At 52.7% G+C, this 10,880-nt stretch carries 10 protein-coding genes; 4 read left to right on the forward strand and 6 right to left on the reverse strand.

The window, feature by feature from the left end; all coding sequences use genetic code 11:
• The first annotated feature begins 312 nt into the window (after window positions 1–312).
• The 3 genes from AAG834_RS12900 (at window position 313) to dapC (ending at window position 3,939) form a co-directional block, all read left to right on the forward strand.
• Window positions 313–678 (forward strand): hypothetical protein, encoded by a 366-nt coding sequence (locus tag AAG834_RS12900; protein ID WP_070513532.1) that lies wholly within the window; start codon window positions 313–315, stop codon window positions 676–678.
• Window positions 679–1,299: 621 nt separating this feature from the next.
• Window positions 1,300–2,469, forward strand: a complete 1,170-nt coding sequence (locus tag AAG834_RS12905) for an NAD(P)H-dependent flavin oxidoreductase (RefSeq protein ID WP_003778674.1) — start codon at window positions 1,300–1,302, stop codon at window positions 2,467–2,469.
• A 282-nt stretch (window positions 2,470–2,751) separates the two neighbouring features.
• The gene (gene dapC / locus AAG834_RS12910) at window positions 2,752–3,939 is read left to right on the forward strand and encodes a succinyldiaminopimelate transaminase (RefSeq protein ID WP_342032366.1); all 1,188 of its coding nucleotides are present in this window, start codon (window positions 2,752–2,754) and stop codon (window positions 3,937–3,939) included.
• 354 nt (window positions 3,940–4,293) lie between these two features.
• On the opposite strand, the gene AAG834_RS12915 is transcribed toward dapC, so the two are convergent.
• From AAG834_RS12915 to AAG834_RS12930, 4 genes are all read right to left on the reverse strand, one after another.
• Complete coding sequence (locus tag AAG834_RS12915; protein ID WP_342032367.1) at window positions 4,294–4,974, reverse strand: SIR2 family NAD-dependent protein deacylase; 681 nt, start codon at window positions 4,972–4,974, stop codon at window positions 4,294–4,296.
• Between the two features lie 14 nt (window positions 4,975–4,988).
• Entirely contained in the window at window positions 4,989–6,203 is a 1,215-nt protein-coding gene (locus AAG834_RS12920; protein WP_070513525.1) for a pyridoxal phosphate-dependent aminotransferase, read from the reverse strand.
• Window positions 6,204–6,401: 198 nt separating this feature from the next.
• The gene (glyA, locus tag AAG834_RS12925; RefSeq protein WP_003756352.1) at window positions 6,402–7,652 is read right to left on the reverse strand and encodes a serine hydroxymethyltransferase; all 1,251 of its coding nucleotides are present in this window, start codon (window positions 7,650–7,652) and stop codon (window positions 6,402–6,404) included.
• Between the two features lie 132 nt (window positions 7,653–7,784).
• Window positions 7,785–8,162 (reverse strand): hypothetical protein, encoded by a 378-nt coding sequence (locus AAG834_RS12930; RefSeq protein WP_101809690.1) that lies wholly within the window; start codon window positions 8,160–8,162, stop codon window positions 7,785–7,787.
• A 135-nt stretch (window positions 8,163–8,297) separates the two neighbouring features.
• On the opposite strand from AAG834_RS12930, the gene AAG834_RS12935 reads away from it, so the two are divergent.
• Window positions 8,298–9,455 carry a sugar transporter gene (locus tag AAG834_RS12935; protein WP_342032368.1) on the forward strand — a complete coding sequence of 386 codons (1,158 nt, stop codon included), beginning with the start codon at window positions 8,298–8,300 and terminating at the stop codon, window positions 9,453–9,455.
• A gap of 225 nt (window positions 9,456–9,680) precedes the next feature.
• Here AAG834_RS12935 and AAG834_RS12940 read toward each other — a convergent pair whose 3' ends face one another.
• On the reverse strand, window positions 9,681–9,959 hold the full coding sequence (locus tag AAG834_RS12940) for a DUF3325 family protein (protein WP_342032369.1): 279 nt from the start codon (window positions 9,957–9,959) through the stop codon (window positions 9,681–9,683).
• 2 nt (window positions 9,960–9,961) lie between these two features.
• Window positions 9,962–10,786: a PepSY-associated TM helix domain-containing protein gene (locus AAG834_RS12945; RefSeq protein ID WP_342032370.1), complete on the reverse strand. Its 825-nt coding sequence runs from the start codon at window positions 10,784–10,786 to the stop codon at window positions 9,962–9,964.
• Window positions 10,787–10,880 lie beyond the last annotated feature (94 nt).

The raw sequence follows: 10,880 nt of genomic DNA on the forward strand, positions 1-10,880 counted from the left end.
ATGAGTTGAACCACCGGCCAAGAAAAACACTTGGCTACGAAACGCCAAGTGTTTTATTCTTGAAGCTGTTCAAACCGCTGATACACTAGTGTTGCACTTGAAATCCGAATCCAAGGTCGTCTGAAAAATGAACCACCACAAATCTTAGACAAATAAAAGACTATCTAGATACTCGGTGCAAGCACGGTTCTACATCAGGAGGAGCAAGAAATGAAGGGAAACAAGTTACATTCAAGCCATATGACCCTTAAAATCATTTTGCTAGGTATATTTTTGTTATCTTGCAACCACTCCTACGGCAAGGAGAGACGTATGCAATCTGATGCCAATATGTCATTAAATGACAGCGTGTATATTTCTAAAGCCGAGCTGGAAAAGTTAAAAATCGATGCCTCTTCCGGCAATGGTCAAGCAGCATCAAAATTAGCTCATTATTTTGCTTTTTATGAGTTTAACCAAGATAAATTTATATTTTGGTTAGTTCGGGCCGCTGAGTCGGGCAATACTCAAGCACAACATGATCTTGCCTATATATTCTTTGATCATTACCAAGACAGTAAAGATAAAAACAAATTATATGAAGCAGAAAAATGGGCTCTGCTTGCTCAAAAAAATGGAATGCCTATTACTGGCTTACTAACTGAAATACAAACTGAAAAACAGAATTTGACAAGATAAACATGTCGGCAAACGGTCAAGCCGAAACCTGACAAAGTGCGGGCATCTGAAACTGCTTGCCCCGATAGTCCGTGTCTTTATCCGAGCAGGCGCATTCAACGGTATACGGGCAGCAGTCAAGGACACATAAGAACTTGAAAGGTAATACGCCTTTTGAGGTCTTACAGAATTATTTTTCTCAACCCGTTGTGTAAACAACACGGTGTCTTCTTATATCCCCAACATCTCATCGCAATAAACCAGTTATCCTCATTATTTCACCCATTAAGATGATTTGGAATGCATCTTTTTACAGTTTAAGTGGAATAGAAATAGGCAAAGCAGTCAGCCTTCATCCCAAACCAACCTTCAATAAATCAATCTTTCAGACGACCTAACCCGAAAAAATATTTCTTAGTTAACAATACTTTTCAAATTTAATTTGCAAAAACTGTATTGATACTCTAATTTTTGTCCACATTTAGAGTATAATTACTAAAACTTGAGATATAAGCAGCCCGATATCATCAGGTTCAGTAAAAAAACAAACCTTATCCATTGATTAAAAATAAATTTTCAAACATCCAGCAAAGCCGGTCTGCCAATATCAGCCCGCTCCCGCAACCATCAAGGAACCCATACATGCAAAACAACTTCGACCCATTGCACATCCGAGGCAAATCATTGATTCCCGTCGTCCAAGGCGGGATGGGCGTGGGCGTTTCCGCATCGAAACTCTCCAGCGCGGTCGCCCGCGAAAACGGTGTCGGCACAATTGCCAGCGTTGATTTGCGCCACTTGCATGACGACCTGCTCGCCGAATCCAAAATCAACCCGAGCGAAGAAAAATACACCCGACTCAACTGTACCGCGCTTGACCGCGAAATCCAAAAAGCCAAAGCCGACGCAAACGGCAAAGGCATGATTGCCGTCAACGTCATGAAAGCCGTCAAAGACCACGCCGCCTACGTCCGCCAAGCCTGCGAATCGGGTGCGGACGCGATTGTGATGGGTGCGGGGTTGCCGCTGGATTTGCCTGAAATGACTGAGGGTTATCACAAAGATGTCGCTCTGTTCCCAATTTTGTCCGAATCGCGCGGTATCGGCATCGTATTGAAACGCTGGATGAAAAAAGGTGTTTTGCCCGACGCCATCGTTATCGAACATCCCGCACACGCTGCCGGACACTTGGGTGCAGCGAGCGTGGCAGGTGTGAACGATGCCAAGTTTGAATTCAAACGCGTCATCGAAGAAACTTTTGAAGTATTCAAGAACTTAGGCCTTGAAAGCGAAAAAATCCCACTCATCCTTGCCGGTGGCATGGCGAACTTTGAAAAAGTCAAAACGGCCCTGAAAAACTGGGGTGCGTCCGCCGTCCAAATCGGCACGGCGTTTGCGGTTACCGAAGAAGGCGATGCCCACATCAACTTCAAAAAAACGCTGGCAGGCGCGGAAACCGAGCATGTTGTCGAATTTATGTCCGTCGCCGGACTGCCCGCACGCGGGGTGCGCACCAAATTCCTAGACAGCTACATCAAACGCGAATCCAAGCTTCAAGCCAATGCCAAAGCCGACCCGCGCCGCTGTACGCAAGGCTTGAACTGTCTGACCAGCTGCGGACTGCGTGACGGTTTGGCAAAAGCCGGACAATTCTGCATCGACATCCAACTCTCCGCCGCCTTCCGTGGCGAAGTCGATAAAGGTCTGTTTTTCCGCGGTAAAGACCCGCTGCCATTTGGCAACGCCATCCGCACGGTGCAAGAAACCATCCAATATCTGCTTAACGGCGCTCTTCCCGCAGCAGCCAAATAATTCATACCCGCAGATGAACGCTAAAAAAGGGCATATTTCAATGTGCCCTTTTTTAGTGGGTTAAATTTAAATCAGGACAAGGCGAGGCAACGCCGTACTGGTGGTTTAAAGTTAATCCACTATATCCTGCCTGCAAATCGCGTGATGCTCAAAAAAGGTCGTCTGAAACCGATTTTCAGACGACCTTTTCCCAACGCTGCCTCCCTTTTCCTGCACACATTGTCAACAAAATCCGCATAAAAAATGCTAAGATGACCGTCTCGATAGACATTTGGAACACCCATGAACCCACTACTCGACCAACTCCAACCCTATCCATTCGCCCGCCTGCGCGAAGCCATGCAGGGCATTAATCCTCCCGAAGGCGTCGCCCCCGTCCACCTGCACATCGGCGAGCCGAAACACCCTACCCCCAAAGTCATCACCAATGCGCTGACCGCCTCGCTGCACGAACTGGAAAAATACCCTCTGACCGCAGGCCTGCCCGAACTGCGCCAAGCCTGCGCCGACTGGCTGCAGCGCCGTTACGACGGGTTGACCGTCAATCCCGACACCGAAGTCCTGCCCGTGCTCGGCAGCCGCGAAGCCTTGTTTTCCTTCGTTCAAGCTGTCTTAAATCCCGTTTCAGACGACCTCAAACCCGTCGTCCTCAGTCCCAACCCGTTCTACCAAATCTACGAAGGTGCAGCCATTCTCGGCGGAGGCGAAATCCGTTTCGCCAACTGTCCCGCCCCATCCTTCAAGCCCGATTGGAAAAGCATCGCCGAAGACGTATGGCAACGCACCAAAGTCATGTTCGTCTGCTCGCCTAACAACCCCAGCGGCAGCGTCCTGCAACTAGAAGACTGGCAAGAAATCTTTGATCTGCAAGACAAATATGATTTCATCATCGCTTCCGACGAATGCTATTCCGAAATCTATTTCGACGGAAAAAAACCCATAGGCGGCTTACAGGCAGCAGCACAATTAGGGCGCAGCAACCGCAATATCGTCATGTTCACCAGCCTCTCCAAACGCTCCAACGTCCCCGGACTGCGCTCCGGCTTTGTCGCAGGCGATGCCGAATTGCTTAAAAACTTCCTGGTCTACCGCACCTACCACGGCAGCGCGATGAGCATTCCCGTCCAACGCGCCAGCATCGCCGCATGGAACGACGAAGAACACGTCATCGCCAACCGCCGCCTGTATCAAGAAAAATTCGACCGCGTCATCCCCATTTTGCAGCAGGCATTCGATGTCAAACTGCCCGACGCATCATTCTACATCTGGCTGAAAGTCCCCGATGGCGACGATTTGGCTTTTGCCAAAAACCTCTGGCAAAAAGCCGCCATCCAAGTCCTCCCCGGCCGCTTCCTTGCCCGCGATACCAAATGGGGCAACCCCGGTGAAGGCTACGTCCGCATCGCCTTGGTCGCCGATGTCGACAGCTGCGTCAAAGCCGCCGAAACCATCGTTTCTCTATATCACTGAACAAGGGTGCAGTTCAAACCTGAAACATGGTTTTCAGACGACCTTTTTATCATGTAGGAATGTGGCAGATTTTGTATAGTGGATTAACAAAAATCAGGACAAGGCGACGAAGCCGCAGACAGTACAAATAGTACAGCAAGGAGAGGCAACGCCGTACTGGTTTAAAGTTAATCCACTATAAAACCAGACGTTCTGCCCAACGCCCTGCCAAATTGCCCAAATACAGCACGAAGTCCGCTCTCGACAACTCCCGCATCATCCGTCTTGATACAAAATAAAAATTTCAAAACAAAACGTCGTCTGAAAACAAGGATTGCCCGTTTTCAAACGACGTTTCGACATTTTCAAACCGTCTCAAGCCTGACTAATCAAATGTTCGACCAATGCCGGCACGCCTTCCGCCGCGCGTTTCGGAATCACTTCGACATCCGCGCCCACGCCTTGCGGGTTCGGATCGACCAAATAGCGTTCCGCATCGGGCGGTGCGTAATGAATCAGCGAAGCTGCCGGATAAACCTGCATCGACGTGCCGACAATCATGACCACATCCGCATCGCGCATTTCCTCGACCGCCGCATCAAACATCGGTACTTGTTCGCCGAAAAACACGATATGCGGGCGCATCGGATTGCCTTGGCTGTCGCGCACGTCGTCAGTCTGCTCGCCGGTAAATTCGATGATTTCGTCTTCATTGACGGTGCTGCGCAGTTTGTTCAGCTCGCCGTGCAGGTGCAATACTTTGCTGCTGCCCGCCTTCTCGTGCAGCGCGTCCACATTCTGCGTGATGATGTGCACATCGTAATATTGCGCCAGCTTGACCAACGCCAGATGCGCGGCGTTCGGCTCGGCGGCGTTTGCCTGAAGCCTGCGCTGGTTGTAAAAATCAATTACAAGCTTGGGATTACGCGCCAAGGCTTCGGGCGTACAGACATCCGTCACCTTATGCCCTTCCCACAAACCGCCCGCGTCGCGGAAAGTCAGCAACCCGCTGTCGGCGCTAATCCCCGCGCCGGTCAGGACAACGCATTTTTTCATACCGTTGCCCTGCCTTATTGCCGGTAAGTCTGCAAGAAGCGCTCAAGTTTGCCCATGGCTTCTTCGATTTGGTGGGTGTACGGCAGGGTAACGATGCGGAAGTGGTCAGGGCGTATCCAGTTGAACCCTGTTCCTTGGACGAACAAAACTTTTTCGCGTACGAGCAGGTCGTAGATAAATTTCATGTCGTCATGAATGCCGTACATTTCGGTATCGATTTTGGGGAACATATAAAGCGCCCCCATCGGCTTGACGCAGGATATGCCGGGAATTTGGTTGACAAGTTCCCACGCCTTATTGCGTTGCTCCAACAGGCGGCCGCCGGGCAGGATAAATTCGTTGATGCTTTGATAGCCGCCCAAAGCGGTTTGGATGGCGTGTTGCATCGGCGTGTTGGCACACAGGCGCATGGAGGCAAGCATATCGAGACCTTCTATATAGCCTTTGGCATGTTCTTTCGGGCCGTTGAGCACCATCCAGCCTTGGCGGAATCCGGCAACGCGGTAGGCTTTGGAGAGACCGTTGAAGGTGATGGTCAGCAGGTCGGGCGCGAGCGCGGCGATGTGGTGGTGTACCGCGCCGTCGTAGAGGATTTTGTCGTAAATTTCGTCGGCGAAGATAATCAGACCGTGTTTGCGCGCCAACTCGGCGATTTCAAGCAGGATTTCTTTGCTGTATACCGCGCCGGTGGGGTTGTTGGGGTTGATGACGACGATGGCTTTGGTTTTGGGCGTGATTTTGGCTTCCATGTCGGCAAGGTTGGGAAACCAGTCGTTTTCTTCGTCACACAAATAATGGCGCACCGTACCGCCCGCCAAAGTGGCGGCAGCCGTCCACAGCGGATAATCGGGTGCGGGAATCAGAATTTCGTCGCCGTCGTTCAAAAGCGCCTGCATGGACATGGTAATCAGCTCGGACACGCCGTTGCCGATATAAACGTCGTTGACCGAAATATCGCGCAGACCTTTGGTTTGATAGTAATGAACGATAGCCTTGCGGGCGGAATACAGCCCTTTGGAATCGCAATAGCCTTGCGCGGTAGGCAGGTTGCGGATCACGTCCACCAAGATTTCATCGGGCGCTTCAAAGCCGAACGGCGCAGGGTTGCCGATATTGAGCTTGAGGATTTTATGACCTTCTTCTTCGAGTTGCAGGGCTTTTTTGTGTACCGGACCGCGGATGTCGTAGCAAACATGGTCCAGCTTGGACGATTTGGGAAATTTCTCCATGATGTGTGTTCCGTAAAATTGTTAACAATGGGGGTAAATGTACTCCGTTTGCAGGCGGAAAGAAAGGGGCAAATGCGGGATTTTTGCCCGCCGCTTCAAGAATCAAGTGTCAAAAACAAATAAGGTCGTCTGAAAACCCTTTTTCGGGATTTTCAGACGACCTTTCCGTGTTACAAGATGCTTAAACGGGCAAGCCGGTTATGCGCCGTAAACGGGGTATTTGTCGCAAAGCGCGGTGATTTGCTTGCGGACGTTTGCCAGATTTGCTTCGTCTTCAGGGTTTGCCAAAACGTCGGCAACGAGGTTGGCGAGGACACGGGCGTCGGCTTCGTTAAAGCCGCGTGTGGTCATGGCGGCGGAGCCGATGCGGATGCCGGAGGTAACGAACGGTTTTTCCGGATCATTCGGAATGGCGTTTTTGTTGACGGTGATGTTTGCTTTGCCCAATGCAGCTTCGGCGGCTTTGCCGGTGATTTTCATCGGTTGCAGGTCAACGAGGAAAACGTGGCTTTCAGTACGGCCGGAAACGATGCGCAAACCGCGTTTGACCAATTCTTCCGCCATCGCTGCGGCGTTGATTTTCACCTGTTTCGCGTATTGTTTGAACTCAGGTTGCAGGGCTTCTTTGAACGCAACGGCTTTGGCGGCGATGACGTGCATCAGCGGGCCGCCTTGCAGGCTTGGGAAGATGGAAGAGTTCAACGCTTTTTCATGCGTGTTGTCGCGGCACAAAATCACGCCACCGCGCGGGCCGCGCAGGGTTTTGTGGGTGGTGGTGGTCACGAAGTCGCAGAATGGGACGGGATTGGGGTATTCGCCGCCGGCAATCAGGCCTGCGTAGTGCGCCATATCGACAAAGAGGTAGGCACCGACTTTGTCGGCGATTTCGCGGAATTTCGCCCAGTCGATTTGCAGGGCGTAGGCAGATGCGCCGGCAACGATCATTTTGGGTTTGTGTTCGAGCGCGAGGCGTTCGACTTCGGCGTAATCGAGGACTTCGTTTTCATCCAAGCCGTAGGTAATGGCGTTGTAGAGTTTGCCGGAAATGTTGACGCTGGCGCCGTGGGTCAGGTGGCCGCCGTGGGCGAGGCTCATGCCGAGGATGGTGTCGCCGGGTTTGAGGACGGAGGCGTACACGGCTTGGTTGGCTTGGGAGCCGGAATGGGGTTGGACGTTGGCGTATTCCGCACCGAAGAGTTCTTTGACGCGGTCGATTGCCAGCTGTTCGACGATATCGACGTATTCGCAGCCGCCGTAGTAGCGTTTGCCGGGGTAGCCTTCGGCGTATTTGTTGGTCAATTGCGAACCTTGTGCCTCCATCACGGCGCAACTGACGTAGTTTTCGGAAGCAATCAGTTCGACGTGGTCTTGCTGGCGTTGGTCTTCTTGGGCAATGGCGGCTGCCAGCTCCGGATCATATTGGGCTAGGTTGACGCTTTTTGAAAACATCTTCTCGACTCCTTTGTCGGTTGGGAAACGGGGATTGATAAGTGTTGAACAATGTACCAAATCGGTTTGGATTGTCAACGATTTTATCTTTCAGACGACCCCTTTGCTGCTTGGAGGGTCGTCTGAAAAGTTTTATTTGAACAGATTGTCTTGTTTCAAATGAAATTCGATTTTTTCAAGCAGGGCTTCGAGGTCGGTCTCGGCTTGGGCTGCGGCGAGGTTTTTGCCCAACTCTTCCAAAGCCAGCGCATCGAGCCTGCGGCGTTCGAGTTTGCGCGCTTCTTCGTTGAAGATTTTGATGTTGTCGGGCAGGACGAGCGGCGGCACGCTGCCGTCGGTCGTATAGAACGCTTCATCCGCAAACACAAACCCCTCCGGCAATGCGGGCGCGTTGTCGTAGTCGGCATCGTTGACCGGCATCCACTCGGAATGCTGTTCCAACAGGACGAATTGCCCGTTCATGCCGTAAATATGGGCAAAACGGGAGGGCTTGGGGTGTTTGGTGTTCATGCAAAGATTGTATGCCGATGAGGCGGGAGCGTCTAGGGCGGAATTTTGTGTCGGCGCAGTGGGAAGGTCGTCTGAAAGTAGTATAATTACAGATTAGATAAAATTTTGAAGAAAAATATAAAAAGGGAAACCCCAATGTCAGCAAACACAAACAAACAATGGCTAAGCGTCATCGCCCTGGCAGTCGGCGCATTCATTTTCAACACCACCGAATATATCCCGATTGCCCTATTGAGCAACATCGGCGCGACCTTCAATATGCCGCCGACCGAAGTCGGTATCATGATTACCGTGTATGCGTGGATTGTCGCGCTGCTGTCGCTACCGCTGATGCTGGCAACGAAAAACATCGAACGCCGAAAGCTGCTGCTCGTCCTCTTCGCGTTCTTTACCCTCAGCCACATCGTTTCCTATTTCGCCCGAAGTTTCGAAATCCTGCTCGTCAGCCGCATCGGCATCGCCCTGACGCACGCCGTGTTTTGGTCGATTACCGCCTCGCTGGCAGTGCGCGTTGCGCCGCAGGGCAAAGGCAATCAGGCTTTGGGGCTGCTCAGTACGGGTACGGTTATGGCGATGGTGGCGGGCATCCCGCTGGGGCGCGTTATCGGGCAACATTCAAGCTGGCAGTTTAGCTTTTTGCTTATCGGACTGTGCGCGGCGGCAGTGATGGGCATATTGGCGAAAAACCTGCCGCTGCTGCCCAGCGTGAACACAGGTTCGCTCAAAAGCCTGCCCGGATTGCTCAAGCGCAAAAACCTCATGCTGCTCTACGCGCTGACCGTCCTCCTGATTACCGCCCACTTTACGGCATACAGCTATATCGAACCCTTCGTCCTGCAAGCCGGCGGCTTCGCGCCCGAACAAGTGACCATCGTCTTGAGCCTGTACGGGCTGGCGGGATTTGCCGCGTCGTATTTGTTCGGCAAATGGTTTGCCAAACACCAACGCGTATTCCTGCTGACTTCGGTATCCGTCATTCTGGCATCGACGCTCTGCCTGCTGCCCCTTGCCGCTTACCCGATAGCCGTTTACGCGCTGGTGTTTGTCTGGGGCATCGCCATCGTCGTCTTAAGCCTCGGCATGGTCTCCAAAGTATTGGACTTTGCCTCGGATGCGACCGATGTAGCCAACTCGATTTACTCCGGCCTCTACAACGTCGGCATCGGCGGCGGCGCGCTTTTGGGACACTACGTTACCGTGTGGGCGGGTATGTCCAACATCGGCTTAGCCGCTGCAATCTTGGCGGCGGCAGGATTGGTCGTGTGTCGGATGTTGGTTGAAATGCGGAAATAAGGGGGTTGTATAGTGGATTAACTTTAAACCAGTACGGCGTTGCCCCGCCTTAGCTCAAAGAGAACAATTCTCTAAGGTGCTGAAGCACCAAGTGAATCGGTTCCGTACTATCTGTACTGTCTGCGGCTTCGGCGCCTTGTCCTGATTTTTGTTAATCCACTATAAAAAGGTCGTCTGAAAACGTTGTTTTGTTTCAGACGACTTTTGATTTTAATCCGATAAATTTTACTTCCTGCGAGCTCCCTTTCCCCGAAAATAAACCGCAACCGCGCACAAGGCTGCGCCTGCGCTCAGGCAGCCGAACCAGCTTGTGCTGGCGGCGGCGGGATGGGGCGAAGCGAGTGCGGCGGCAAGGGCGGCGGTGAGGAGGGTTGCGCCGGCGAGGCACAGGCGGGCGGGGTGTTGGACGGGTCGTCCGAGCATGGTTTTGGCGTGGGGCGTTTGCGAGAGCATGAGGCAGAAAAAGCCGCCGGAGCAAAGGGAAAACATCAGGAAATACAGCATGGTTATTGCGCCTTTTCGATGCGGCGGGCGATGAGGAAGAATATTGCCGCAAATGTCAGGAAACACAGTTCCACCGTCCAATAGAGCGTGTCCCCCGACCGAATCGACAGCCAGAGAGGCCGTCCGACATAAATATCCAAGAGCGGGATTAGGGCACACAGTGCGGCGGCGGCGTAAAACAGGCCGCGCCATTTGATATACGCGGGGTAGGGGAAGAAGGCGGCAACCGCAGCGGCGGCCCAGACGGCAAAGAGGCTTTGCGCTTCCCAAATTTCGCGCCCGTCCCAGTCTGCGGGCAGCAGGCGGTTGGTGCAGAAAAAGGCGGCGCAGGCGAGTGGGAAACCGGCGAACACGGCGATGTTGATGCGTTCCGCCCACGCAATCCCGCGCAGGGGCGGCTGTTTGCGGTTGCGCCGCTTCATCGGCCACATTACCGCACCCGTCGCAATCATACCGCAACCCGCCATACCGCTGAAGAAATAAAGCCAGAGCGTCGGATAGTCGGCAAAGCCCGCCGTATGCAGGCTGTAGAGCGAAGAGTAGGCCTGTTCGAAGCCGCCGTAGGCATCTTTGCGATACACCTGCGCCCCGTCGCGCAAACGTACCGCCACCGACAAATCAGGGTTCGAGCCGATGCTTCTTTTGTCGAAATAATCCGCCGACAACACCGCTTCTTTGCGGTCGGGGTCGGTGATGGTCAAGTTGATTTCCTTGTCCGTCCCGTTCGGGCGCAGCCTTTGCACCGTCGGATACCAATCCGCCATCTTCCGCCGCTCCCCCGCGTTTTCAGACGGCGGCGGATTCGCATTTGAAGTGCAACTTTCCATAACAGAAAAAGGTCAGTATGCGGTAGCATACGACCTTTCCTGCAAGAAAGATTGCCATGAGCTACACACAACTGACCCAAGACGAACGATACCA

This window comes from Neisseria sp. Marseille-Q2251 (assembly GCF_940793045.1).
Lineage (GTDB): Bacteria > Pseudomonadota > Gammaproteobacteria > Burkholderiales > Neisseriaceae > Neisseria.

What these genes read in the sequence shown, in the direction of transcription:
- AAG834_RS12900 (WP_070513532.1), top strand. Translation starts at nt 313, where the DNA reads ATGCAATCTGATGCCAATATGTCATTAAATGACAGCGTGTATATTTCT.
- AAG834_RS12905 (WP_003778674.1), top strand. Translation starts at nt 1,300, where the DNA reads ATGCAAAACAACTTCGACCCATTGCACATCCGAGGCAAATCATTGATT.
- dapC (WP_342032366.1), top strand. Translation starts at nt 2,752, where the DNA reads ATGAACCCACTACTCGACCAACTCCAACCCTATCCATTCGCCCGCCTG.
- AAG834_RS12915 (WP_342032367.1), bottom strand. Translation starts at nt 4,974, where the DNA reads ATGAAAAAATGCGTTGTCCTGACCGGCGCGGGGATTAGCGCCGACAGC.
- AAG834_RS12920 (WP_070513525.1), bottom strand. Translation starts at nt 6,203, where the DNA reads ATGGAGAAATTTCCCAAATCGTCCAAGCTGGACCATGTTTGCTACGAC.
- glyA (WP_003756352.1), bottom strand. Translation starts at nt 7,652, where the DNA reads ATGTTTTCAAAAAGCGTCAACCTAGCCCAATATGATCCGGAGCTGGCA.
- AAG834_RS12930 (WP_101809690.1), bottom strand. Translation starts at nt 8,162, where the DNA reads ATGAACACCAAACACCCCAAGCCCTCCCGTTTTGCCCATATTTACGGC.
- AAG834_RS12935 (WP_342032368.1), top strand. Translation starts at nt 8,298, where the DNA reads ATGTCAGCAAACACAAACAAACAATGGCTAAGCGTCATCGCCCTGGCA.
- AAG834_RS12940 (WP_342032369.1), bottom strand. Translation starts at nt 9,959, where the DNA reads ATGCTGTATTTCCTGATGTTTTCCCTTTGCTCCGGCGGCTTTTTCTGC.
- AAG834_RS12945 (WP_342032370.1), bottom strand. Translation starts at nt 10,786, where the DNA reads ATGGAAAGTTGCACTTCAAATGCGAATCCGCCGCCGTCTGAAAACGCG.